This window comes from Streptomyces sp. NPDC016562 (assembly GCF_043076955.1).
Classification (GTDB): domain Bacteria; phylum Actinomycetota; class Actinomycetes; order Streptomycetales; family Streptomycetaceae; genus Streptomyces.
Map to the genome: position 1 here is coordinate 384,082 of NZ_JBIBRZ010000002.1, position 23,472 is coordinate 407,553.

Annotated in this window: 27 protein-coding genes and 1 pseudogene (1 of these 28 only partly in view); 12 read left to right on the forward strand and 16 right to left on the reverse strand. The window is 74.8% G+C overall.

Annotation, left to right across the window (positions count from 1 at the left end):
• Together ACF059_RS09605 and ACF059_RS09610 are read right to left on the reverse strand one after the other, a co-directional pair.
• Positions 1 to 779, reverse strand: a pseudogene (locus ACF059_RS09605) (MFS transporter) (it extends 771 nt beyond the left edge of the window).
• Positions 779 to 2,128: a discoidin domain-containing protein gene (locus ACF059_RS09610; RefSeq protein WP_366864274.1), complete on the reverse strand. Its 1,350-nt coding sequence runs from the start codon at positions 2,126 to 2,128 to the stop codon at positions 779 to 781. Before ACF059_RS09610 ends, ACF059_RS09605 begins: the two are co-directional and overlap by 1 nt.
• Positions 2,129 to 2,381: 253 nt before the next feature.
• Here ACF059_RS09610 and ACF059_RS09615 point away from each other — a divergent pair, with 253 nt between their 5' ends.
• Positions 2,382 to 2,573, forward strand: coding sequence for a hypothetical protein (locus ACF059_RS09615; protein ID WP_392053836.1), 192 nt, complete (start codon positions 2,382 to 2,384; stop codon positions 2,571 to 2,573).
• 37 nt (positions 2,574 to 2,610) lie between these two features.
• On the opposite strand, the gene amaP is transcribed toward ACF059_RS09615, so the two are convergent.
• The 5 genes from amaP to ACF059_RS09640 form a co-directional block, all read right to left on the reverse strand.
• On the reverse strand, positions 2,611 to 3,216 hold the full coding sequence (amaP, locus tag ACF059_RS09620; protein WP_392053839.1) for an alkaline shock response membrane anchor protein AmaP: 606 nt from the start codon (positions 3,214 to 3,216) through the stop codon (positions 2,611 to 2,613).
• 28 nt (positions 3,217 to 3,244) lie between these two features.
• Positions 3,245 to 3,928 carry a DUF6286 domain-containing protein gene (locus ACF059_RS09625; protein WP_392053842.1) on the reverse strand — a complete coding sequence of 228 codons (684 nt, stop codon included), beginning with the start codon at positions 3,926 to 3,928 and terminating at the stop codon, positions 3,245 to 3,247.
• Positions 3,929 to 3,964: 36 nt separating this feature from the next.
• Positions 3,965 to 4,363 (reverse strand): Asp23/Gls24 family envelope stress response protein, encoded by a 399-nt coding sequence (locus ACF059_RS09630; protein ID WP_392053845.1) that lies wholly within the window; start codon positions 4,361 to 4,363, stop codon positions 3,965 to 3,967.
• On the reverse strand, positions 4,360 to 4,539 hold the full coding sequence (locus ACF059_RS09635; RefSeq protein WP_366864269.1) for a hypothetical protein: 180 nt from the start codon (positions 4,537 to 4,539) through the stop codon (positions 4,360 to 4,362). Before ACF059_RS09635 ends, ACF059_RS09630 begins: the two co-directional genes overlap by 4 nt.
• A 74-nt stretch (positions 4,540 to 4,613) precedes the next feature.
• Positions 4,614 to 5,093, reverse strand: a complete 480-nt coding sequence (locus ACF059_RS09640; protein ID WP_392053848.1) for an Asp23/Gls24 family envelope stress response protein — start codon at positions 5,091 to 5,093, stop codon at positions 4,614 to 4,616.
• Between the two features lie 159 nt (positions 5,094 to 5,252).
• Between ACF059_RS09640 and ACF059_RS09645 the strand changes: the two genes are divergently transcribed.
• Genes ACF059_RS09645 through ACF059_RS09655 form a run of 3 tightly spaced genes read left to right on the forward strand, consistent with a single transcriptional unit; the run spans position 5,253 to position 6,933 of the window.
• Positions 5,253 to 5,900, forward strand: coding sequence for an RNA polymerase sigma factor (locus ACF059_RS09645; protein WP_392053851.1), 648 nt, complete (start codon positions 5,253 to 5,255; stop codon positions 5,898 to 5,900).
• Positions 5,891 to 6,571: a hypothetical protein gene (locus ACF059_RS09650; RefSeq protein WP_392053854.1), complete on the forward strand. Its 681-nt coding sequence runs from the start codon at positions 5,891 to 5,893 to the stop codon at positions 6,569 to 6,571. Before ACF059_RS09645 ends, ACF059_RS09650 begins: the two co-directional genes overlap by 10 nt.
• Positions 6,568 to 6,933, forward strand: coding sequence for a hypothetical protein (locus ACF059_RS09655; protein ID WP_392053857.1), 366 nt, complete (start codon positions 6,568 to 6,570; stop codon positions 6,931 to 6,933). The genes ACF059_RS09650 and ACF059_RS09655 overlap by 4 nt, the downstream gene beginning before the upstream one ends.
• A gap of 28 nt (positions 6,934 to 6,961) precedes the next feature.
• Here the strand turns inward: ACF059_RS09655 and ACF059_RS09660 are convergent, their stop codons facing one another.
• From ACF059_RS09660 to zapE, 5 genes are all read right to left on the reverse strand, one after another.
• The gene (locus ACF059_RS09660) at positions 6,962 to 7,891 is read right to left on the reverse strand and encodes a polysaccharide deacetylase family protein (protein ID WP_392053860.1); all 930 of its coding nucleotides are present in this window, start codon (positions 7,889 to 7,891) and stop codon (positions 6,962 to 6,964) included.
• A 17-nt stretch (positions 7,892 to 7,908) separates the two neighbouring features.
• Positions 7,909 to 8,826 carry a PPK2 family polyphosphate kinase gene (locus ACF059_RS09665; protein ID WP_392053863.1) on the reverse strand — a complete coding sequence of 306 codons (918 nt, stop codon included), beginning with the start codon at positions 8,824 to 8,826 and terminating at the stop codon, positions 7,909 to 7,911.
• 120 nt (positions 8,827 to 8,946) lie between these two features.
• Complete coding sequence (locus ACF059_RS09670) at positions 8,947 to 10,290, reverse strand: alkaline phosphatase PhoX (protein ID WP_392053866.1); 1,344 nt, start codon at positions 10,288 to 10,290, stop codon at positions 8,947 to 8,949.
• Positions 10,291 to 10,395: 105 nt separating this feature from the next.
• The gene (locus ACF059_RS09675; protein WP_366864262.1) at positions 10,396 to 10,824 is read right to left on the reverse strand and encodes an OsmC family protein; all 429 of its coding nucleotides are present in this window, start codon (positions 10,822 to 10,824) and stop codon (positions 10,396 to 10,398) included.
• 60 nt (positions 10,825 to 10,884) lie between these two features.
• A complete protein-coding gene (gene zapE / locus ACF059_RS09680) occupies positions 10,885 to 11,940 on the reverse strand; it encodes a cell division protein ZapE (protein ID WP_392056552.1) in 1,056 nt (351 codons plus the stop codon).
• 84 nt (positions 11,941 to 12,024) lie between these two features.
• Here zapE and ACF059_RS09685 point away from each other — a divergent pair, with 84 nt between their 5' ends.
• The 8 genes from ACF059_RS09685 (at position 12,025) to ACF059_RS09720 (ending at position 19,254) form a co-directional block, all read left to right on the forward strand.
• A complete protein-coding gene (locus ACF059_RS09685) occupies positions 12,025 to 12,807 on the forward strand; it encodes a pyrimidine reductase family protein (protein WP_392053868.1) in 783 nt (260 codons plus the stop codon).
• A gap of 131 nt (positions 12,808 to 12,938) precedes the next feature.
• Positions 12,939 to 13,424, forward strand: a complete 486-nt coding sequence (locus ACF059_RS09690) for an indole-3-glycerol phosphate synthase (RefSeq protein WP_361949164.1) — start codon at positions 12,939 to 12,941, stop codon at positions 13,422 to 13,424.
• A gap of 60 nt (positions 13,425 to 13,484) precedes the next feature.
• Entirely contained in the window at positions 13,485 to 14,882 is a 1,398-nt protein-coding gene (murC, locus tag ACF059_RS09695) for a UDP-N-acetylmuramate--L-alanine ligase (protein WP_392053871.1), read from the forward strand.
• Between the two features lie 13 nt (positions 14,883 to 14,895).
• On the forward strand, positions 14,896 to 15,309 hold the full coding sequence (gene msrB, locus ACF059_RS09700; RefSeq protein WP_361949158.1) for a peptide-methionine (R)-S-oxide reductase MsrB: 414 nt from the start codon (positions 14,896 to 14,898) through the stop codon (positions 15,307 to 15,309).
• 217 nt (positions 15,310 to 15,526) lie between these two features.
• Positions 15,527 to 17,869 carry a nitrate- and nitrite sensing domain-containing protein gene (locus ACF059_RS09705; RefSeq protein WP_392053874.1) on the forward strand — a complete coding sequence of 781 codons (2,343 nt, stop codon included), beginning with the start codon at positions 15,527 to 15,529 and terminating at the stop codon, positions 17,867 to 17,869.
• Positions 17,866 to 18,282, forward strand: a complete 417-nt coding sequence (locus ACF059_RS09710) for a roadblock/LC7 domain-containing protein (RefSeq protein ID WP_361949152.1) — start codon at positions 17,866 to 17,868, stop codon at positions 18,280 to 18,282. Before ACF059_RS09705 ends, ACF059_RS09710 begins: the two co-directional genes overlap by 4 nt.
• Entirely contained in the window at positions 18,282 to 18,650 is a 369-nt protein-coding gene (locus ACF059_RS09715; protein ID WP_360896194.1) for a DUF742 domain-containing protein, read from the forward strand. Before ACF059_RS09710 ends, ACF059_RS09715 begins: the two co-directional genes overlap by 1 nt.
• Positions 18,637 to 19,254 carry an ATP/GTP-binding protein gene (locus tag ACF059_RS09720; protein ID WP_392053877.1) on the forward strand — a complete coding sequence of 206 codons (618 nt, stop codon included), beginning with the start codon at positions 18,637 to 18,639 and terminating at the stop codon, positions 19,252 to 19,254. The genes ACF059_RS09715 and ACF059_RS09720 overlap by 14 nt, the downstream gene beginning before the upstream one ends.
• On the opposite strand, the gene ACF059_RS09725 is transcribed toward ACF059_RS09720, so the two are convergent.
• The 4 genes from ACF059_RS09725 to ACF059_RS09740 are packed head-to-tail and all read right to left on the reverse strand — an operon-like array spanning position 19,244 to position 23,467.
• The gene (locus ACF059_RS09725; RefSeq protein WP_392053880.1) at positions 19,244 to 20,167 is read right to left on the reverse strand and encodes an NAD-dependent epimerase/dehydratase family protein; all 924 of its coding nucleotides are present in this window, start codon (positions 20,165 to 20,167) and stop codon (positions 19,244 to 19,246) included. The two genes, ACF059_RS09720 and ACF059_RS09725, sit on opposite strands and share 11 nt — an antisense overlap.
• On the reverse strand, positions 20,164 to 21,258 hold the full coding sequence (locus ACF059_RS09730) for a cytochrome P450 (RefSeq protein WP_392053883.1): 1,095 nt from the start codon (positions 21,256 to 21,258) through the stop codon (positions 20,164 to 20,166). The genes ACF059_RS09725 and ACF059_RS09730 overlap by 4 nt, the downstream gene beginning before the upstream one ends.
• Positions 21,255 to 22,736, reverse strand: a complete 1,482-nt coding sequence (locus ACF059_RS09735) for an AMP-binding protein (RefSeq protein WP_392053886.1) — start codon at positions 22,734 to 22,736, stop codon at positions 21,255 to 21,257. Before ACF059_RS09735 ends, ACF059_RS09730 begins: the two co-directional genes overlap by 4 nt.
• On the reverse strand, positions 22,736 to 23,467 hold the full coding sequence (locus ACF059_RS09740) for a glycosyltransferase family A protein (protein WP_392056555.1): 732 nt from the start codon (positions 23,465 to 23,467) through the stop codon (positions 22,736 to 22,738). The genes ACF059_RS09735 and ACF059_RS09740 overlap by 1 nt, the downstream gene beginning before the upstream one ends.
• Positions 23,468 to 23,472: the final 5 nt, after the last annotated feature.

Here is a 23,472-nt window from a genome sequence, read left to right on the forward strand (position 1 = left end):
CCCCCCCCCCGGCCCCCCCGGGGGCCCGGGGGGGGGGGGGCGCCGGCGGGGGGGGGGGGGGCCCGCCCGGGGGGGGGGGGGGGGCCGCCCCGCCCCCCCCCCCCGGGCCGGGGGGGGGGGGGGGGGGGGGGGGGGGCCGCGCGCCCGGTCGCACCGGGCGCCGACGGGACGTACACGACGAGCAGCAGCACCCCCAGCAGGCCGACGCAGAAGCTGACGGCGAACACCGCGTCGTAGGCGTCGGCCGTCGCCCACAGCACGGCGAACGCGGCGAGAGGCCCGAGCAGGGCGCCCGTGGTGTCCATGGCCCGGTGCACGCCGAAGGACCGGCCGAGCGACTCCGGGGGGCCGCTGAGCGAGATCAGCGCGTCGCGCGGGGCCGTACGGACGCCCTTGCCCAGCCGGTCCGCGGCGAGCGCGGCGGCGATCCCGGCGGTGGCGCCGCCGGCGAGGAGCAGCCCGAGCCGGGAGAGCGCGGAGAGCAGGTACCCGGCGCCGGCGACCCGCTTGTGGCGGCCGCCGCGGTCGGCGAGGCGTCCGCCGAGCAGCCGTACGAGCGCGGTCGCGCCGTTGAACATGCCGTCCAGGAAGCCGAACTGGAGGGGCGACAGGCCGAGGTCGAGGACCAGGTAGAGCGGCAGCACCGCCGTGACCATCTCCGAGGAGACGTCCGTGACGAGGCTGACCGCGCCGAGCGCGAGGACGGCGGCGGGGACGCGCCGCCGGACCCCCTGGGGGGCGGGCGGCGCGTCCGGGCGGCCGTTGGCGGCCAGGTACATCAGTGGCAGCTGTACTTCGGGCTGGTGTCCTTGACCTGCCCGTCGGCGGCGACGTACGTCCACCCGTAGCCGGAGTCGGTGAAGTCGAGCTTCACGACGCCGTAGGGGCCGCTGATCCGCTTCTGGCTGTTGGGCTGGACGTCCTCGATCGGGTAGGGCTCGGCGCCGCCCATCCCGCCGACGATCTCCACGATCCCGTCGGCCCGCGCCCGGCCGTCGGGGTCCTGCGGGGCGAACCGCTCGTAGTGGTGGTCGTGCCCGTTCAGCACGAGGTCGGCCTTCGCGGCGTACAGGATCTTCCACACCGGCTTGGAGACCGGGTCGTTGCCGTGCCCGCCGGAGGAGAACAGCGGGTGGTGCCAGTAGGCCGCGATGCACTGCTTGCCGTTGGCGGCGAGGTCGGCCTTGAGCCAGTCCAGCTGGGCGGCCTGGTCGAAGGAGTTGGAGTCGAGGGCGATGAAGTGCCAGTTGCCCTCGTCGTAGCTGTAGTAGCTCTTGCCCTGGGGGTAGGCGATGCTGCCGAAGTACGCCTTGTACCCGGCGAGCGGGCCGGCCGGATCGTACGTCTCGTGGTTGCCCGGAACCGGCCGGGTCTTCGCCTTGAAGGCGCCCCAGGTCTTGTCGTAGTAAGAGCGGAAGTCGGACAGCCGGGCGTCGTCGTACTGGTTGTCACCCATCGTCAGGTAGAACTTCGGGTCGATGCTCCGGGCGAGCGCGGCGGTCTTCGGGTGCGCGCAGCCGCTGTCGGACGCGGTGCACTGCGCGGCGATGTCACCGGCCGCGACCACCGTGAACGCGCCGCCGGGCGGCGGGCCGCCGTCGACGACCCCGTACACCTCGGCCTCGAAGAGCGAATAGCCGTACGCGGTGCCGCGCGCGGTTCCGTGGATCCGCAGGTAGCGGCCCTTTCCGGCGAGGCCGGTCCAGTCGTCGACGCCGCCGTTGCCCGCCGTCTCGGTGGCGAGCGCGGTCCAGGTGGCGCCGTCGGCGGACACCTCCACGCGGTAGGCCCGTGCGTAGGCCGCCTCCCAGGTCAGCCGTACGCGGGAGACGGTGGCCGAGGCGCCGAGGTCGACCCGGATCCACTGCGGGTCCACGCCCTCGGCGCTGGCCCAGCGGGTGGCCGGATTGCCGTCGAAGGCGTTCTTCGCGCCCAGCGACGAGGTCTCGGTGGAGGACGCGGTGGCGGGCTTCCCGCGCGATATGAGGGGGTCGGTGGCGGCCCCGGCCCGCTCGGGCCAGGCGAGGAGGAGGCCGCCGACGAGGGCGAACACGGCGGTGGCCACGAGGAGGAGGGACCGAAGTCCGCGGCGGAGCGCGGGGGGTGGAGCGGAAGCGTTCAGGTGCATACCTGGACTCCCTTTGAGGGGGGCGGCGAGAGCTGGACTCTGGCGCGGGGCGCCGCGCCCTGCCCGTCGCCGGGCAGGGAGCGGCGCCACGGCGGCCGGGTCAGAGCTCTCACTGAGCGCGTCATGCCCACGGGGGCCGGGCACCGCGCCAAGCCGCCGAGCGGGACACTAACAGGAAGGAAAGTTTCCTACCAGTGTCCGGACGGCATGATTGCGAGGTGCCCGTCCTGCGGGCGCGCGTAGGCTCGTCCCCATGGACCAGCCGCCCGAGACCCCCTCGTACTGCCCCACCCCCGCCGCACCGGCCGGGCGCGTGCCCGGACCCCCCTACGCCGACTGCGTGCAGTGCGCCCGGCCCACCGAGTACGGCGTCGCCACCCCGGGCGTGGTGCTCTGCCCGGTGTGCGAATGGCAGGAAGCGCAGCGCACGGCCTGCTCCGGCTAGTGCGCTGACCGTCCGGCGACGCCTCTCACGGCCGCCGCTACTGCGCGCGGTGCGGCTTGTGGCGTGCGACCCCCAGACGGGCCCGTGCGCGCAGGCGCGCCCGACCGGTGGACCGGCGTGCGCGTTCCACCGGGCCTTCGCACAGGGCCTCCAGTACGGGACCGGGCTCGCTGCCGGGGGTCAGGACCAGGTCGACGTGCGCCTCCGGGCGGTCGGCGCGGCCGGTCATCCGCACCCGTGCGTCCCGCACGCCGGGCTGGCGGCGGACATCGGCGGCCAGGGCGTCGCTGAGGGCGCCCTCGCGCAGTTCCACGCCGTCCGTCGCAGTTGGGCCTCCGACGGGTAGGGGGCCGGGGTGCGTGCGGCGCAGCTGTGCGAGCAGCCACCACAGCGCGAGCAACACCACGACGGCCAGGGCGGCGATCACCACGGGCCACCACCAGCCCTCGTCCGTCCAGCGGGTGCGGCCGGCTTCGCTGAGCAGCACGGCGTGCGGGGTGCTGAGCGGCCAGTCCTGGGGAGGGCGCAGGTTCCAGCGCCGGTAGAGGTCGAAGCCACCCGCCAGCATCAGCAGACCGGCGCCGAACAGGACCACGCCCGTCAGGGCCAGCAGAATCCGGTTGACCGCGGACTTCCTCTTCATGGGATCCGTCCCCTCTCCTCCTGGCCGCTCACGGGCGGCGCGGCCGTACCCGGACGCCGATACGTGGCGGGCGGGCCAGGGCGAGCCGGTCGCGCTGCTCGCGCAGCGCCGTCAGCAGATCGGCCTTGACGTCGGCCTGGGCACGGAAGCGGACCTCCGCGCGCGCAGCGATGCGGTGTCGTCCCACCTGGACCCTGGCGGCACTGACACCGGGGACGCGCAGGGCGGCGTCGCGCAGCATGAGGGCGGCGGCGTCGCGGTCCAGTACGGCCTGTACGCGGTCGTCGGGCGTCCTGAGGGGCAGCTGACGACGCAGGCCGGGGGTCAGCGCCAGGATGATCAGCCAGAGGCCGACGGCGGCGAGGAGGGCCGCTCCCACCCGGACCCAGACGTCGTCCAGGGGGCGGGTGGCCAGCTCGTCGGCCAGGCGCGTGCGCCAGGCGGCGGCGGACGCGCCCGCGCGGACCCTGACGACGTCGACCAGCAGGAACCCGGCCGCCGCCCCGATGACCAGGGCCGCCAGCGCGGCGGGTGTCCGGCGTGCCGACCAGGGGCGGTGCGAGGGGCGCGGGCCGCCACGCGTGTCGTTGCCGTGCTCGCGGTCCGGCGCGTCGGGAGGCTGCTTGACCAACAGGTCCACCGTGCGGGACGTGGTCTCGTCGCTCCCCAAGGCCCGCTCCCTGCCGGCCGTGGGGTCTTGGTCCCGTGTCATGCCGGCTCTCCTTCCCGGTGGGCTGCCCGGTCGGGCTCACTGGACACGTCCGTGTCCGGATCCGTCAGAGGTCACCAGGCGCTCGATGGTCAGCGCGACCTCGGTGACGTTCATGCCGGTCAGCTGGGCCACGCGCTCACCGACGTAGTGCTGCACCTCGCCGGCGGCGCCGGCGAGGTCGGCCGGGTAGGGCAGGTCCAGGGTCAGCCCGAGCCGTGCGGATCCGCCGGCGACGGCGGCCGAGGCGCGCGGGGCGGTCAGTCCCGTGTGCGTCGTGCCCGCCTGCCGGTGCAGGGCCTCGCGTGCGGCGCGGGCCGCGATGCGGGCCACCACCTTGTCCGGGATGACCGTCGCGCCACGCTCGGCCGCCGGGGGCAGCGCCTGCGCGGTGTCCGCGGCGCCCCCGGGCAGCCCGGGGGCGGGCTGCGGGGTCACTGCCGGTCCCGGGACCGGCTGAAGTCGGACATCTCAAGGTCGCCCTGCAGCATGAGGCCGACCACCAGGCCCACGGCGCCCAGGACCGCCACCAGCAGGAAGGCCCAGAATCCTCCGAAGTAGGCAGCGAAACCCAAGGCCATTCCGGCCAGCAGGCCCACCTGTGCTGCGCTCATCTCACTCACCTGAATCTCACGTCGATCGGTTTCCGCGGCCGGCCGCGGACCGCGGGCGGCCGGGCTGCGCCCCGTCACTGGACGCGGCTCTCGCCCTCCTCGGCTTCCTCCTCCTCGTCGGGCAGGTGGACGTCGTCGACGGTGATGTTCACCTCGACCACGTCGAGGCCGGTCATGCGCTCCACGGCCGTGATCACGTTGGTGCGGACGTCGCCGGCGATGTCGACGATGGACACGCCGTACTCCACGACCACGTCCAGGTCCACGGCTGTCTGGCGTTCGCCCACCTCGACCTTCACGCCCCTGCTCACGCTGGGGCGTCCTCCCGGAACCTTGTCCCGTACGGCGCCCAGGGTGCGGCTCATCCCGGTGCCGAGGCTGTGGATGCCCGGTACCTCCCGGGTGGCCATCCCCGCGATCTTCTCGACGACGCTGTCGGCGATGGTGGTACGCCCCCGTGTCTCCGGAGGGGCCCCGACGCCGCTGCGGCCCTGCAGCGTGCTCGTGCCGTCCTGCCGGCTCGGACCTGAGGGCGAACTGATGCTCTCCGACATGAGGACCTCCCAAGGATGTCCTTCGGGAGCGCCGGGCGGTGCCCCCGAAGGTTCAGACACTCCGCGGGCAGATTCCTCACGCCGCTCACGGACGCACCTATGATCGAGGAGTACGTGCGAAGGCCGAGACGGCGGTTTCCGACAGGAAGCGGGCGGCGGATGCGCGAGCGGACCGGGCCCCCGACCCCACCAGGCGCGGCACACCCGCGCCGGGACGCTCCGCGGCCGGTCGCCGCTGTCCCGGCCGCCCCGGAACGGTCCGCCGGCGCGCTGCCGGACGAACTTCTGGCCGTACGGGCCGCAGAAGGGGACGACGACGCGTTCGCCGTCCTGGTACGCCGGCACAGCGGCCGGCTGACGGCCCTCGCGTACCACCTGCTGGGCAACCGGCCGGACGCCGAGGACGCCGTGCAGGACGCCTTCCTCAGCGCCTGGCGGCAACTGCCCGAATTCCGGCACGGCGCAGCGTTCGGCACCTGGATGTACCGCATCGTCACCAACCGCTGCCTCAACGCGCTGCGCCGGCGGGCCGCCGCGCTCCCCCTGGACGCCGTCCCGGAGCCCGTCGCCCCCGACGCGGGCAGCGCGCCGCCGCGCATGGCCGAGACGGACGCCACGGCGGCCGCCCTGACCCAGGCACTGGCAGAACTCACGCCCGAGCTGCGGGCCTGCTGGGTCCTGCGCGAACTGCACGGCCTGCACTACGAGGAGATCGCCCAGGTGACGGGCAGCAGCGAAACGGCCGTGCGCGGCAGACTCTTTCGTGCAAGACGTGCTCTGACGGAGGCGATGCGCCCATGGCGCTAGACGACCCGCACCCCACCTCGGGCGGCGGCCCGACGCCCCCGAACGCCCGCAGGGCGGACACCACGGCGCTCTCGGAAGCTGAGCTGCTCGCCGGCGGCGAACTGCTGCCCTGCGGCCGCCCCCTCCTCGACGCCTGGCAACAGGCCCGCAGCCCCGGCGCCGCGGCGCCCGACGCACACACCGGCGACTGCCCCCACTGCCGGCAGGCCTTCGAAGGGCTGCGCGCCCTCGACCTGGCCACCCGGTCCCTGAGCGCCGAAGAGCAACCGGACGTGCACGGCCTCACCAACCGTGTCATCAACGCGGTGCGGGCCGAGGTACGGCTCGGCGCGTCGCTGCCGCTGGACGACCCCGACCACGACCTGCGCATCGCCGAAAGCGCCGCCGCGAAGGTCCTGCGCCACGCCGCGGACACCGTGCCCGGAGTCCGCGCCGTCAGCTGCCGCCTGACCCCCACCCCCGACGACAGCGCCGTGCACGTCGCCATGACGCTCGCCACCACGCTCGACCGCCCCTTGCGGGAGCGGGCCGCGCGCGTACGCCGAGCCGTCCTCCACGCCGCGCAGCACACGCTCGGCCTGGCCGTCACGGAGGTCGACCTGGACATCAACTCCCTGCTCGATCCCCTCCAGGCGCCCCGGGACGACGCGCCCGCAGCGACCCGGCGATGACCCCGATCCCGGGCGCGGACGTCCGCGAAGCCGCCGCCCGCGCCGCCTTCGGCGTTCCCGGCGTGGCGGCCCTGCAGCCCGTCCTCGCCGACCGCCTGGCCGCCGCGGCCGTCCGCGTGCGGCGCGGCGTGGGCGCCGACCCCCGGCCCGCCGTACCCGGGATCCGGGTCGAACCCGGCTCGGGAAGCGGCTGGCACGTGGAAGTCCGGTGCATCGTGCACGAGGGCGGCCGGGTGGTCGACGTCGCCCGCCAGGTGAGGGAAGAGGTGCGGGCCGCGGTCTCCACTCACCTGACCCGAGAGGGCTCCCCGGGCCCCGTCACCGTCCGGGTCACGGTCACGCGCGTCCTCGCCGACGGATGACAGGACAGGCCCCCGGCCGGGGGCCGCGTTACTTTCCGATGAGTTCGGAGACCTTCACGAAGCGGTAGCCGCGCTTGCGGAGTTCGGGGACGATCTTCTGGATCGCCTCCTCGGTGACGGGGGCGGCGCTGCGCGTGCAGTGCATGACCACCACCGAGCCGGGCTTCACCCCGGCGAGCACCTGTTCGGCCACCGCGCCCGGGTCCTTGGCGAAGGCGTCCCCGCTGACCACGTCCCACTGGACGGCCGTGACCTTGGCCGTGGACAGGGCGCGCAGCGCCTCGTCGTCGTAGCAGCCGCCGGGGAAGCGGAAGTACGGGACGGTGTTGACCGCGCCGGCGGTGCGGAAGGCCGCGAAGGCCCGGTCCACGTCCGCGCGGGCGGCGGCGGTGTCGAGCGCGGGCAACCCGTAGCAGGGGGAGGTGAAGGCGTGGTGGCTGTACGAGTGGTTCGCGATCTCGAAGTTCGGGTCCGTGCCGATGGACTTCGCCTGGTCCGGGTACTCCTCCGCCCAGCGGCCCGTCATGAAGATCGTCGACGGGACCTGGAGCCGGCGCAGGGTCGCGATCAGCTGCGGGTTGTCGAAGTGCTCCCCGCCCGCGGCCCGCGGCCCCTGGTCGGAGGTCATGTCGGCGTCGAAGGTCAGGGCGACGGTCTTGTCGCCCTGCTGCTTCGTCCGCTCGAACACCGGCGTCAGGCCGTTCGGTCCGGGCGCCATGGTGGGGGCCTTGCCGGGCGCGCCGGCCTGCGGGGAGGCGGAGCTGGAGGCGGAGGCGGAGGTGGAGGCAGAAGGGGACGACGAGGCCGTGGCGGCCGCGGGGGCGGACCCCGTCGGGGTGCCCATACGGGCCTCGCGGCCGGCGTCCGAGGTGCCGGCGCCGCCGCACCCGGCGAGGGCGGCACTGAGGGCGGCGGTGAGAGCGGCCGCGACCGCCGCTTTGCGCACAGAAAGGGTCACGGACGCAAAATATATGACTATGTGGCGAGTAGTCGGCTACGGCACTCCTCGACATCGAAGTCGGCCCGCGGGTACTGCGGGTCCATGTCCTCCAAGTGCTCCAGCAGCAGCCTGCTGACGGCCCAGTCGCGGTACCACTTGCGGTCCGCGGGGACGATGAACCAGGGCGCGGCGTCGGTGGAGCAGCGCTCCAGGACCCGCTCGTACGCCTCCTGGTACGCGGGCCATGCGCCGCGCTCCTCGATGTCGCCCGGATCGAACTTCCAGTGCTTGTCCGGGTTGTCCAGCCGGGCCAGGAGCCGCTCGCGCTGCTCCTCGTAGCTGATGTGCAGGAACACCTTGATCACGGTCACGCCCTCCTGCGCGAGGGACTCCTCGAACCGGTTGATCCGGGTGTACCGGCGGGCCAGCTCGCTGCGCGGCGCCAGCCCGCGGACGCGGGCGATGAGGACGTCCTCGTAGTGGGACCGGTCGAAGATGCCGATCTCACCCGGCTGGGGGAGGGCCTTCCTGATCCGCCAGAGGAAGGAGTGCTTGCGCTCCTCGGGCGTGGGCGCCTTGAACGCCTTGACGCGGCACCCGGCCGGATTGAAAGGGCCCATGACGTGCTTGACCGTGCCGCCCTTGCCGCTGGTGTCCATGCCCTGCAGGACGAGCAGGAGGCGGCGGTGGTCACCGGCGGTGCCGGCCGCGTAGAGCCGCTCCTGGAGCGAGGCGAGCCGGGGCGCCATCGCGGCGGTGGCCGCACGCCCGGCGGCCTTGTCCCGGGGGCCGGCCGGGATCGCCGCCGCGTCCGTCCGCCCGAGGTCGGGGCGCTCGCCGGCCGGGACCCGCAGCAGCTCGCGCAGCTGCCTGCCCACGGCCGCGCCCTGGTCCTGGCCGCCCGCGGCCCGGTCCGCCGCGGGGGGTCGTGTCGAAGTCCGCTTCCCGGCCACGTGCCGCCCCCTCTCGTCGGTTCCCGGGACGCCCCCGGGACCGTTCGCGCCTACCCGCGTTCCCGCCTTCCCGCGTTCCCGGCGATCACACAGGACCACAAGGGCCACCGGGCCGCGGGCTCAGCGCCAGGGACCCGTCACCGCGAACGTCGTCCCGGGGTCGTACGCGTTCACGTACATCGTCCGCCCGTCCGGCGAGAACGTGACCCCGGCGAACTCCCCGAACTCCGGCGCGCCCGGCTGCCCGATGTCCTGCGCGCCGCGCGCCACCGGATAGACCTCGCCGTCCACGGTCACGCCGAAGACGTACTGGGCCCCGCCGCCGTCCTCGCACACCATCAGGCCGCCGTCCGGGGCGAGGCAGATGTTGTCGGGGGAGTCCCCGGGCAGCCGCACGTCGGCGGCCGGGCCGAAGACGACGTCGAGCCGCAGCCGCTCGCTGCGCGGGTCGTAGAACCACACCTGCCCGTGGTGGTCGGCCCCGGCGCCCTCGCCGCGGCGGGCGAAGCTGGAGACGAAGTGGACCCCGCCGTCGCCCCAGTAGCAGCCCTCCAGCTTCTGCGCGTGGGTGATCCCGCCGGGCCCGAAGTCCTGGTGGCGGATCGGGGTCCCGGTCGCCGCGGGATCCGGTACGGGGACCCACTCGGCCGGGAACCGCGCCCCCGGCCGGTCCACCACCGACAGGTCCGCCAGGCCGGGCACCCGCAGGGCCTCCAGCCGGCCCCCCGCCCGCAGTGAGCCGCGCCCCCCGAGGGGCCGCTCGGGCAGGAACCGGTAGAACAGCCCGAACGGGTGGACGAAGGCGTCCTCGGTCTCGTAGACGACCCCGCGGTACGGGTCCACGGCGACCGCCTCGTGCGCGAAGCGGCCCATCGCGGTGAGCGGGACCGCGCCGCTGCGGTGCGGGTCGGCGGGATCCACCTCGAAGACGTAGCCGTGGTCGCGGGTGTATCCCGAGGTGCCGGCCCGGTCCTCGGTCTCCTCGCAGCTCAGCCAGGTGCCCCACGGGGTACGGCCGCCCGCGCAGTTGACGGCGGTGCCGGCGAGGGCGACCCGCTCGCCGGTGACGGAGCCCGCCGGGTCGAGCTCCAGGGCGGTGCAGCCGCCCAGGGCCCCGGGGTCGTAGGTCAGTCCCGCCACGGCGGGCACCCGCAGCGCGGCGGTGGGGCGGTTCTCGTGGTTGCGCACCAGCCGTACGCGGCCGCCGCCGGCGTCGAAGGCGGCCATGCCGTCGCAGTGGCCGGGGACGGGGCCCTCGCCGGAGCGCAGCGGGTCTCCCGCCCGGGAGAGCACCCGGTAGGAGAAACCTTCGGGCAGATCGAGCAGTCCGCGCGGATCGGGCAGCAGCGGGCCGTATCCCCGCCTCGGCCGGGCGGCGCGCGAGTCCGTGGGGAAGAGGGCGCCGAGCGCCCCGCTGAAGGCGATCGTGCCGGCTGCGAGCAGGCTGCGTCGGGTGACGGACATCGGCGGCAACTCCCCGCGACGGGACAGGAGATGTACGAGATGTACCGGCCCGTGGTACCACGGGGCGCGCTCCGGCGGGGCGTGCCCCGCCGGAGCCGCACGCGATCAGACGAGCTTGGCGCTCAGGGTGATGGTCGTGCCCGTCAGGGCCTGGCTGACCGGGCAGTTCTTCTTGGCGTCCTCGGCCGCGGCGGTGAAGGCGTCGGCGTCCAGGCCGGGCACCTCGCCCTCGGTGGTGAGGTGGATGCCGGTGATGCCCTTGCCCGGGACGAAGGTGACGGCGGCCGAGGTGGTCAGCTTGACCGGCGGGTTGCCCGCCTTCGCCAGTCCGTTCGAGAAGGCCATGTTGAAGCAGCTGGAGTGCGCGGCGGCGATGAGCTCCTCCGGGCTGGTCCGCCCGTTCGCCGCCTCGTCGGTGCGCGCGGGCCAGGAGACCGCGTAGCTGCCGAGACCGGACGAGTCAAGGGTGACTTCGCCCTTGCCCTCGAACAGGTCGCCTTCCCAGACGGCGTGTGCGTTGCGTGTGGCGGCCATGGTGGATCCCTTCGTAGAAGTGGGAACGGCCGGCCCCGCGAGGGGCCGGCGTCCCCAAACCTACTGGGACACCAGGGGTTTCGCGTCGCGTGCCAGGGCGGTGAGCCGCGAGATGGCGCGGAAGTACTTCTTGCGGTAGCCGCCGTTCAGCATCTCCTCGCTGAACAGCCGGTCGAAGGGCACTCCCGAGGCGAGCACCGGGATCTCGCGGTCGTACAGCCGGTCGGCCAGCACCACCAGTCGCAGCGCCGTCGACTGGTCCGGCACCGGGCCGACGTCGGTCAGGCAGACCGCCGAGATCCCGTCGGTCAGCGCGCCGTAGCGGCTCGGGTGCACCCGGGCCAGGTGTTCCAGCAGCCCGGGGAAGTCGTCCAGGCTCGCGCCCTCGGTCGCGTACGCGGCCTTGGTGACCTGCTCGTCGGAGAACGGCGCCGGGGCCTCGGGCAGGCCGCGGTGGCGGTAGTCCTGGCCGTCGATGCGCAGCGGCCGGAAGTGCGCCGAGAGCCCCTGGATCTCGCGCAGGAAGTCGGCGGCGGCGAAGCGGCCCTCGCCGAGCTTGCCGGGCAGCGTGTTGGAGGTGGCGGCCAGCGCCACGCCCTGCTCGACCAGGCGGCTGAGCAGCGAGGACACCAATACGGTGTCGCCCGGGTCGTCCAGCTCGAACTCGTCGATGCACAGCAGCCGGTGCCCGCCCAGGGTCGCCACGGTCTGCTGGAAGCCGAGCGCGCCGACCAGGTTGGTCAGCTCCACGAAGGTGCCGAAGGCCTTGAGCGCGGGCTCGGCCGGGGTGGCGTGCCACAGGGAGGCGAGCAGGTGGGTCTTGCCGACGCCGTAGCCGCCGTCGAGGTAGACCCCGCGCGGGCCGGCGGGGGCCGCCGGCTTCTTGGAGAACCAGCGTTTCTTGCCCGCGCCGCTCGCATGCGCACCGCCGAGCCCGGCGGCGAAGCCGCTCAGGACGGTGACGGCCTCGCGCTGGCTCGGCTGGGTGGGGTCCGGGTCGTACGTGTCGAAGCGCACCGAGTCGAACCGCGGCGGCGGCACCATCTCGGCCACCAGCCGTTCGGCGGGCACTCGCGGCTCGCGCGCACACAGGGCCTGCGGGCCCGCGTCGGCTATCGGAGGCCGCCCGGTGGTGTGACCAGAGGTGGAGAGTGATGTTGACACAGCTCTTAACTCTACGGGGCGTGGCACACTGCACCGATGCGACGCCTGTTCCCTGTGACCGATCAGACATCAGCCCCGTCCCAGGACCCGGCCGACCGGGAGTGGTCGCTGGACGAGATCGCGGAGGCCTACGCCTACCCCCCGCTCGGGGCCGACGGGCACTGGCTGCGCGCCAACATGGTGTCCACCCTGGACGGGGCCGCCCAGCACGACGGCCGCTCTCACCCCATCTCCGGCGAGACCGACATGCGGATCTTCGGCACCCTGCGGGCACTGGCCGACGTGGTGGTCGTCGGCGCGGAAACGGTTCGCCAGGAGGGCTACCGCCCGGCCCGCGCCCGGGAGGCCTTCGCGGCGCGCCGCGAGGCCGCCGGACAGGGCCCCGCCCCGGCCATCGCCGTGGTCACCGCCAGCCTGGACCTGGACTTCTCCCTGCCCCTCTTCACCTCCCCGCTGGTGCCGACCCTGGTGGTCACCGGGGCCGCCGCGCCCGCCGGGCGGGTGGCCGAGGCCCTCAAGGCCGGCGTCGAGGTCGTGGTGGCGGGCGAGGGCACGGCCGTGGACACGGCCCGGGCCGTGCGGGAGCTCGCCGCGCGGGGGCTGCGCCGCCAGCTCACCGAGGGCGGGCCCCGGCTGCTGGGCCAGATCGTGGCCGCCGACGCCCTGGACGAGCTGTGCCTGACGATCGCCCCGATGCTCACGGCGGGTGACGCCCAGCGGATCGCCGGCGGCCCCTCCGTCACGGTTCCGCACCGGCTCGCGCCCGCCTGCGTACTGGAAGAGGCCGGGTTCCTCTTCACGAGCTACCGTCGGATCTGAAAAGAAGCGGAATTTCTCGTTCCGCTTAGCTTCCATCGGGCACGAACCTGGGCACACATAACTGCGCAAGGTCCCGCGCCACAGCGGGGCGGAATGGTTTCCGCAGGGGGCCGGCCAGCCGGCCTCGGCCCATGAAGGAGAGGGCGTCCGTGTTCACGAGCGTATTGATGATCGAGCAGCCCCTGACCGCGGTGGACGTGGACTTCGTCACCACCCTGCACGGGGACGACCCGGTCTCGTTCGTCGTCCTCATGCAGCCCCGGGGCGACCAGGACCGACTGCTGCGCGCCATCGACGACGTCGCGCTCGGTGAACTGCCCGAGGCCATCCGCGAGGCCGACGAGCCCGAGGGGGAGGCCGCCCTCGGCCCCGCGGCGCACGCCCTCGCGCACTCCCTGAACGCCCTGCGCCAGAAGGGCGCCAGCGCCACCGGGCAGATCGTCGAGCACCACCCGCTCGACAAGCTGAAGGCGGTCGTGGAGGAGACCGGCGCCGACGAGGTGATCGTTCTGACCGCCCCGCACTTCGTGGAGGAGTTCTTCCACCGGGACTGGGCCTCCCGGGCGCGCCACAAGGTCGGCGTTCCCGTGCTCAAGCTCTTCGCCCACAACGAATAGGCTGGGGGCGTCAGAGCCCGAAAGCACCACCGCACCACCCACGATCCTGGAGCGACCTGAATGAAGCCCGGCCTGCCGACCGCCATGGAACGGCCCCACTTCATCGGCATCGGCGGCGCCGGGATGTCCGGCATCGCGAAGATCCTGGCCCAGCGCGGCGCGCGGGTCGCCGGCAGCGACACCCGCGGTGACTCCGAGACCGCCCAGGCGCTGCGCGCCCACGGCGTCACGGTCCACGGCGGACACGCGGCCGGCAACCTCGCCGCCGACTCCACCTGCGTGGTCGTCTCCAGTGCCATCCGCGCCGACAACCCCGAGCTGGCCCGCGCGGCCGAGCTCGGCATCCCCGTCGTGCACCGCTCCGACGCCCTCGCCGCCCTGATGGACGGGCTGCGCCCGATCGCCGTCGCCGGTACGCACGGCAAGACCACCACCACCTCGATGCTGGCGGTGTCCCTCTCGGCCCTGGGCCTGGACCCCTCGTACGCCATCGGCGGCGACCTGGACGCCCCCGGCTCCAACGCCCACCACGGCGAGGGCGACGTCTTCGTGGCCGAGGCGGACGAAAGCGACCGCACCTTCCACAAGTACAGCCCGCAGGTCGCGATCATCCTCAACGCGGAGCTCGACCACCACGCGAACTACGCGTCGATCGAGGAGATCTACGAGTCCTTCGAGACCTTCGTCGGCAAGGTCGTGCCCGGCGGCACCCTGGTCGTCGCCCACGGCCAGGAGGGCGCGGCCGAGATCGCCCGCCGCGTCGCCGGCCGTGAGGGCCTCCACGTCGTCACCTACGGCGAGGAGCCCGAGGCCGACGTCCGGATCACGAAGATCACCCCGCGCGGGCTGACCAGCGAGGTCACCGTCGTCCTGGACGGGCGGATGCTCACCTTCACCGTCTCGGTGCCCGGCCGCCACTACGCGCACAACGCCGTCGCGGCCCTCGCCGCCGGTGTGGCCCTCGGCATCCCGGCGCACAACCTCGCCTCCGCGCTCGGCAAGTACACCGGCGTCAAGCGCCGCCTCCAGCTCAAGGGCGAGGCCGCGGGCGTCCAGGTCATCGACTCCTACGCGCACCACCCCACCGAGATGACCGCCGACCTGGAGGCCATCCGCGGAGCCGCGGGGGACGAGCGGATCCTGGTCGTCTTCCAGCCGCACCTCTTCTCCCGCACCCAGGAGCTGGGCAAGGAGATGGGCCAGGCGCTGGCCCTCGCCGACGCCTCCGTGGTCCTGGACGTCTACCCGGCCCGCGAGGACCCGATCCCCGGCGTCACCAGCGAGCTCATCATCGCCGCCGCCCGCGCGGCCGGAGCCGACGTCACCGCCGAGCACTCCAAGGAGGCCGTCGCCGACGTCATCGCGGGAATGGCCAAGCCCGGTGATCTCGTTCTCACCATGGGGGCGGGCGACGTCACCGATCTGGGACCGCAGATCCTCGCCCGTCTGTCGAACTGAGGGAGCGGGAGTCATGGCGTACGAGGTCGAGAAGACGGACGAGCAGTGGCAGGCGGAGCTGACCCCGTCCGAGTACCAGGTGCTGCGCCTCGCCGGCACGGAGCCCGCCTTCCGCGGTGAGTACACGGACACCAAGACGGAGGGCGTCTACTCCTGCCGGGGCTGCGGGGCCGAGCTGTTCCGCTCCTCGGAGAAGTTCGAGTCGCACTGCGGCTGGCCGTCCTTCTTCGACCCGAAGGACACCGAGGCGGTCGAGCTGATCGCCGACACCTCGCACGGCATGGTCCGCACCGAGGTCCGCTGCGCGACGTGCGGCTCCCACCTGGGCCACGTCTTCGAGGGCGAGGGCTACCCCACGCCCACGGACCAGCGGTACTGCATCAACTCGATCTCGCTGCGCCTGATCCCGGCCTCCGACGAGGGCTGACCCCGCGCACCGTCGGGCCCTTCCCACCCGGGCTGGTGGGGAGGGCCCGTTCTGGTGTCGGGGACGTGTCGGGGACGTCGCGGTTCGATTCCGATCAGGTCTCCCGCCTGTTCCGGTCCGCCGCCAATAGCACGCTTTGATCGCGGAAGACACCTATCTGTTTCCTCGTCATGGCTGGTTATGATCGGCCCCCGGCCATCCCCGTCCCCGAGGTCCGATGTCTCCCATAGAACCCGAAGACGCACCAGGGCAGTCGACGACCCGTCGGCGGCGCACCGTACGCCTGCGCACCCTGCTCATCTGGCTGGCCGTGCTCCCCACCGTGGCGATGGGCACCCAAGTGGCCGTCACCGCAGCGCGGTTGCTGGAGCAGTCGAACCACCTGCGGGCCGACGTCGCGGCCGCCGAACGGATCGGCGCACCGCTCTACACGCTCATGGTCGACATGCAGGCCGAGCGGACGGCGACCGCCGCGCGGTGGGCGGGCACCGCGGGCGCCGAGGACGAGCTGCGCATCCGCCGGGAGGCCGCGGACCGGGCCGCGGCCGAATTCCGCCGTCTGGCGGGCGACGCGCACGCCTCCTTCGGCGAGGTGAACCGCTGGCTCGACGGCCTGGCCGCCTACCGCCAGCGCGCGGACGCCCGTACCGGAGGCGCCGACAGCACCCTCGCCTACTACACCGGGGTGATCGGCGCGGTCATCCAGGTGTACCAGCAGGAGTTCAGCCACGCGCAGGACGCCGAACTCGTCCAGGAGACCCGGCCCGTGGTGTCCATGCTCTCGGCCACGGAGATGCTGGCGCGCGAGGACACGCTCCTGGCCCTGGCCGGACCGGCCAGGGAACTGGACACGGCCGGATTCGACCAGTTCGTCAGTGCCATCGGAGCCCACCGGCACCTGTACCAGACCTGGGTCGTGCCCTATCTGTCCGACGGGGACCGGCGGTTCTACGAGCGGATCGTCGCCTCCCCGGACTGGCAGAAGAAGACGCACATCGAGAACGCGGTCATCTCCGGGCACACCGACACCGCGTCCGGCGTCAAGCTGCCCGCCGAGGTCGCGGGCTGGCGGTCCGCGCACGCCAACTTCTCCGTGCAGATGGCCACGCTCAACGTCGACCGTGCACGCAAGGTGCTCACGCGCGGCGATGCCAAGGCCGCGGAGCTGGAGACCGAGGTCGCCTGGCTCGTCGGGGCAAGCGGCGGCGGGCTGCTCCTCGTCGTGATCGTCGTCGTCTTCACCACGCGGTCGGTGCTCCGCCGCCTGGCCGACCTGCACGAACGGACCGTGACCGTCGCCGAGGAGACCCTCCCCGACGTCGTCTCCCGGCTGCAGCGCGGCCAGCCCGTCGACGCCGGGGTGCTGCCGGCGGTGCGCGGCGACCGGGACGAGGTCGGCCGCATCAGCGACGCGTTCGCCCGGGCCGTGGCCGTGTCCGTCGACGGGCACCGCCGGCTCGCGGCCGAGCGCCACGGCTTCGGCCTGTTCGCCTCGGGCATCGCCTCGCGCACCGGAAACCTGGTCAGCCGCCAGCTGAGCCTCACCGAGGACATCCAGGACGCCTTCGGCCACGACGAGGCGCTGCTCGCCCAGCTGATGCGGTCCGACCAGCTGACGGTGGGCATGCGGCGGCAGATCGAGAACCTCCTCATCCTGGCCGGCGGCGAGGTCCCCGACCCGCACACCGAGCCCATGCGCATCGCCGACCTGCTGCGCGAAGCCGCCGCGGAGGTCGAGGACTTCCGGCGCATCGAGCGGCAGGCCCTGGACGAGACCAGCGTGGAACCGCGGGTGATCAGCCAGATCAGCCACCTGCTGGCCGAGCTGCTGGACAACGCCACCCGCTTCTCCCCGCCGCGCTCGAAGGTGGTCATCCGCGCCGAGGTGGTCGCGGACGGGCTGTCGGTGGAGATCGAGGACCGCGGGCCGCGCGTGAGCGCCGAGCGGTACGAGGAGATGAACGGGCGCCTGCACGAGGCCCCGCCGTACTCCGTCCTGGCACAGAACGCGCACCGGCTCGGGCTCTTCGTGGTCGGCCACCTGGCCGACCAGCTCGGGGCGACGGTCACCCTGCGCCGCTCGGTGTACGGAGGCACCTCCGCCGTGGTGATCATCCCCGGGGAGCTGCTGGTGGCGACCGAAGGGGACGCGCCGCGCGACCCCGAGCCCCCGGCCCCGGCCGCGCCCCCGGTGCCCGAGCCGTCCGCCGCCCCGGCCGCGAGCGAGGAGCGGGCGCCCGAGCTGGTCCTGCACACGGCCGCGGGGCTGCCGAGCCGCCGCCCCACGGCGGCCGCGGCCCAGCCCGCGCCCCGCGAGGCCGCGCCGGAGACCACGCCCGCGCTCGCCGTCCGACAGGCCCCGGCGGACGGTCCCACGCGGCCCGCCCTCCCCGAGCGCGTGCCGCAGACCCACATCGCCGAACAACTGCGCGCACCCCGCGTACCGCAGGCCGCCGTCCGGCCGGACACGGAGACACCCGAAGAGGTGGCCGACGCCTGGGCGGACTACGAACACGGGACCCAGACAGTGGAAGAAGAGCTCCGACGGGATCAGCCATGACTACTTCACCGAACACCGCGGCCAACGACATGATCTACAGCGTCCTGGACAACAACCTGAGCAGGATCGCCGGCATCCAGGGAGCGGTGCTCCTGTCCAACGACGGCATCAAACTCAGCGCCTACCTGCTGGACGAGCCCCAGGCCGAGCGGATGGCGGCCGCCGCCTCCGGCATCGCGGCCACGATGAAGGCGATATCCCGGGAGATCGACGGCGGCCGCGTCATCCGCCAGCTGGTCGAGATGGACGACCGGTACCTCTGCATCGTCGGATGCGGCGAGGGCAGCACCCTCATCGTGGTGACCTCCCGCAAGGCGCGGCTCGGGGAGCTGGGCGGCGAGGCCGTACGGACCGCCCAGGCGCTCGGCGAGTGGCTGGGCACCCCCGAGCGCGCCCAGGTACCGAACGCCTGATGCCGCAGGACGAGCCCCAGCCCGCGAGCGGCCGCCGGACACGCCTGTACGCCCTGACCGACGGGCGTACGGCCGTGCCGCACACCGTCCTCACCATGGACACCACGATCACGGCGGCGGTCGCCGCGGACGCCGACGCCGGACTGCCCACCGAGTGGCAGGACGTCCTGGCCCTGTGCGCGCCGCCGGGCGGCCGTGCGGTCGCCGAGATCGCGGCCCGGATGAACATCCGCCTCACCCCGATGACGCTGCTCCTCGGCGAACTCGCCGACCGCGGGCTGGTCCACCACCGGCCGCCCCTGGAGGGCGCCGAGACCACCAACGTCCACCTGCTCATGAGAATCAGGGACAACCTTGCCCGGATATGACACGCCCGCCCCCCAGGAACCGGCCCCGGTCAAGATCCTCGTCGCCGGCGGATTCGGAGTCGGCAAGACCACCCTGGTGGAGACGATCTCCGAGATCGAGCCGCTGCGCACGGAGGAGAGGCTGACGGCGGCGGGCGTCGGGGTCGACGACCTCGACGGCATCGAGTCCAAGACGGTCACCACGGTGGCGATGGACTTCGGCCGGATCACCCTCACCGACGCCGGAGTCGTCCTCTACCTGTTCGGCACGCCGGGCCAGGAACGGTTCTGGTTCATGTGGGACGACCTGCTGTCCGGGGCGCTCGGGGCGATCGTCCTGGTCGACACGCGGCGCCTGGACCGCAGCTTCCCGGCCGTCGACTTCTTCGAGAGCCGCGGACTGCCCTTCGTGGTCGCGGCGAACTGCTTCCACGGCGAACAGCCGTACACCGCGCAGGAGATCGGGGCGGCCCTGCACCTGCGCGACCCGAACACGCCCGTGCTCATGCTCGACGCCCGCTCCCGCGCGGACGTCCGCGCCTCCCTCCTCGCGCTCCTGGACCTGCTCATCCTGAGGTCCGGGGACCCGGCGGTCCCGGGGGTCCCCGCGGCCGTCAGCGGCTGACCCCCGGGCCGGCCGCGGCCACCGACGCCAGGTAGTGCGCCAGGTCCCGGCCCGGACTCCAGCCCCGCGACCGGGCCCGGGTGAGGTCCAGGACCACCGGGTGGGCCAGCTGGTCCACCGCGTAGCGGCTGAGGGCCGGTTCGCCTCCCCGCGCCGCGGCCTGCGCGACGCGGGCCGCCGCCCGGGCCACGCCCAGCGGCAGATGCCGGATCCGGGCCCGCACGCCGTGGGCCCGCAGGACCGCGCGGACCGCGTCGTCACGGGCGTACGGCTCGGCGTCCGCGATGTTGTACGCCCCCGGAGCCCATCCCGGGGCCAGCAGGCAGGCATCGGTGAGGTTCTCCACCGCCGTCAGGCTCAGGCGCACGTCCGGGCCCGGCAGCAGCAGGGCCCCGGCCCGGACCCGGGAGAGCAGCCGGGGCAGCAGCTGGGTGTCCCCGGGGCCGTAGACGGCCCGGGGCCGCAGCACCACCGCCCCCGCGGCCAGGGCCAGGGCCTCGCCCGCCGCCTTGGTCCGCCCGTAGGCGTTGAGGTGGCCGGTCCGGGGATGGTCCTCGCCGACCAGGCTCCGGTCGAGGCGCGGATCGTAGACGCTGGCGCTGCTCACCCAGACCACGGGCCGCCCGCCGGCGGCCGCGAGCAGCCGCCGCGTGCCGTCCACGTTGACCTCGTGCATGAGTGCCTCCGCCGGTGAGCCGGGCGCCGGATCACCGACCGCCGCCGCGCAGTGCACGACCACGTCCGCCCCGGCGAGATCCGGCTCCCCGTACGCGGCGTCCCAGAAGCGGTGTTCCCCCACCGGGCCGGGCCTGCGGCCCACGCAGATCACCTCCGCCCCGCGCGCGGCGGCCGCCCGGGCCACGTGCCCGCCGCAGAAACCGCTCGCCCCGGTCACGGCGATCCGGGCCCTCACGAGCCCGCCCTGACGGTCAGGGAACGCCAGCCGGGCAGCGCCGCCCCCCGGTCCACGCGGGCCCGCGTCACCACCGGCCGGTGCGGGGCCAGCGCCGCCAGCACGTCGGCCAGCTGGACGCGGGCCAGCCGGGCCCCCGGGCACGCGTGCGGCCCCGCCCCGAACACCAGCCCGGCCACGGCCGGGCCGGCGGGCCGGACGGCGTCCGGGTCGCGCCGGTGCGCCTGCGCCGCGTGCCGGGCGACCAGCAGCAGCCGCTCGCCGCCGCGCACGGGGCAGCCGCCGACCGCGCCGTCCGCCGCGGCCACCCGCGGCAGCAGCGGCGAGGCCGCGGTGACCCGCAGCAGCTCCTCGGCCAGCGCCGGCCGCAGCGCCCCGTCCGCCGCCTGCCCCCACAGGCCCGCGTCGGCGCACCAGGCCACCGCCCGGGGCAGCGCGGCGACGGTGGTGTTGACTGCGGCCACCGCCACCATCGCGGCCCGCGCCTCCTCGGCCGGGCCCAGCAGCAGCCGCAGCCGGTCGGCCGCCCGGGCCGCGGCCGCCTCGGCGCGCGGCCGGCGCGGCCCGGGCAGGTGACTGCGTACGGAGGCGGCCGCGGCCTCGGCGGCGGCCCGCGCCACCTCCCGCGGATCGGCGGCGCAGCCCAGCAGCTCGCACACCACCGACCCGGCGAGCTCGCGCGCCAGGTCGACGAGGTCGACCTCGCCGCCCCGCGACAGCGGCGCGAGGCGGCGTACGAGCAACGGCTGCCAGCCCGCCCGCAGCCGCTCCACCCCGGCCGCGCCGAGCCCGCCCGCCAGGTCCCGCCGGTCCGCCCGGTGCCCGCCGCCCTCCTGGTCGAACAGCACGCCCCCGCCGCCCCGCAGGGCGGAGCGCGCGGCGGCGCCCGTCGTACCGGCCGCCGTCCGGTCGAGCGGCAGCCGCGTCAGCGCCTCCCGGTAGGCGTCCGCGCCGTGGACCAGCAGCGTGCCGCCGAGGCGGCGCACCGGCCGCCCGCGGGTGGCGGCGAGCAGCCCGAACAGCAGGGGATGGCTGCCCAGGTAGACCCGGCGGTCGCGGCGGCGCGCGCGTGCGTGGGACCCGGCGGTCATGCGGGCACCCCCAGGCGCCGCGCCGCGAGGGCGGCGGTCGCCGCCCGGTCCGGCTTGCGCGAGCGCCCCGCCAGCGGGATCCGCGCGAGGAGCACCTCGTCCGGGCGGGCCGTGCCCATCCGCCCGACCGGCTCGGCCAAGGCCGCGCGCAGGGCGGGTTCGTCCGCGCCGCGCTGCGGCTGTACGACGGCCACCAGCCGTTCGTCGCCGTCGCCCGCGGGAATCCCGACGAGCACGGCCAGCTCCACCCCGGGCACGTGCAGGGCGGGCTCGTACAGCCCCGGGTAGATGTTCTCCGCCCGGCGCAGCACCATGTCCTTGCACCTGCCTCCCAGCACGATGCGGCCGGCGTCGTCCAGCCGCGCCCGGTCGCCCGTACGCACCCACGGGTCGGGCTCCTCGCCCAGGTAGCGGTGGCGGGCCGCGGGCCCGGCCAGCAGCAGCTGGCCGTCCGCGTCGGTCCGGGCGCGCACCCCGGGCAGCGGGGCGCCGACCAGGTCGCCCGTCCCGTCGAAGGCCGACTTCTCCCGCGCCTCGACCGCGGCGGCCGGGAACAGCTCGGTGAGCGCGTACACCCCCCACGCCTCGGCCGCGCCCGCCGTCCGCACGCGCTCCAGCAGCCCGGCGCCGGCCGGGGCCGAGCCCGTCCACACCCGGCCGTGGAAGCGGGCACCCGCGGCCAGGGCGTCCCGCAGCCGCGGCGGGGTCAGATAGGTGTCCTCGGGCCGCAGCCGGTCCAACTGCCGGGCCAGCACGCGCGGGCGGCCGGCCGGGAGGGCGACGGGCGCGCCCCGCGTCAGCGAGGGCACCAGGACGAAGAAGGTGCCGCCGAGCACGGGCCGGTCCCCGCTCGCGTCGAAGAGGGAGGAGACCGTCTCCATCCCGGCCGACAGGCTCGCCCGGGTGTGCACGACGGCGCGCGGCCGCGAGGTGGTCCCGGAGGTGAACACGATCACCGCGTCGGCGTCGCCGTCCACCTCGGCGCGGACGGGCACGCCGAGCCGCGGCGCCCCCAGGTCCAGCGCCGGGGCGCAGCCCGGCAGCCGCGGCCCGACCGTGGCCACCGGACCCAGCTCGGCCAGGTCCGGCAGCGCGAGCCGGGCCCGGCGGGCCAGCGGCCGCGCCCAGCCCGCCACCGCCTGCGCGGCCGCGTCGGCCAGCACCAGCGAGGGCCGGGCCAGCGCGAGGCGGGCCCGCAGGACGTCGGGCCCCGCGCCCGGGTCCAGGACGGCCCCGCGCAGCCCGAGCCGCCACAGGGCCAGCAGCACGGCCAGCGCCCGGGGCCCGGGGCGCACCGCGACGCCGACGGTGTCCCCGGCGCGCAGCCCGCGCGCGTGCAGCGCGGCCGCGAACGCGTCGGCCAGCTCGGCGAGTTCGCCGCGGGTGGCGCGTACCCGGGTGGCGCCGGTGGCGGTGGCGGCCAGGACGGCGGGCCGCTCCGGGCGGCTGCGCAGGGCGTGGTCGAGTCGGTCGAGCATCAGCGGGGGTCCGTTCCGTGGCGGCCGCTGCCCTGGTCGAGGTACCAGCGGGCGGTGCCGGCGAGCCCGTAGGCCCGCAGGCGCCGCGTGGAGTTCTCCACGACCATCGCCGGGCAGTGCGCGATCCGGTCGGTGTGGCGGCGTACGGCGTTGAGGAAGAGCCGGTCGGTCGGCGAGGGACGCCGGGGCATGCCGCCGACGGCCAGGTACAGCTCGGCGGTGATCGCCATGTTGTTCCCGGCGTGCATGCGGTAGGAGGCCCGGTACCCGCCCCGCCGGGAGTGCGCCGGCCGCAGCCGCCCGAAGAGCGCGGCGAGCCCCACCAGCAGCCGGAAACCGGCCCGGCCGAGCGGGCCGTGTTCGTCGCGGCGGGCCACGATCCGCCCGCAGACCAGTCCGGGACTGTGCGTGAGCGCGGCCCGCGCGGCGCCCGTCCAGCCGGGCCGGGGCAGGCAGTCCGCGTCGGTGCGGGCGAGCAGGGCCGCGCCCCGGCCGATCGCGTACCGGAAGCCGGTGTCCACGGCGGAGCCGACGCCCTTCTCCGGCTCCTCGATCACCTCCACCGGGAAGGGTGCACCCGCCGCGAACTCCCGGGCGATCTCCCCGGTCCGGTCCGTCGAGGCGTTGTCGACGACCAACAGGGTGAAGTCGGCGTCCCGTTGGGCCGCGAGGGCCCGCAGCGTGTCCGCGAGCCGGGCCTCCTCCTCGTGCGCGGGCACCACCACCCACATCCGGC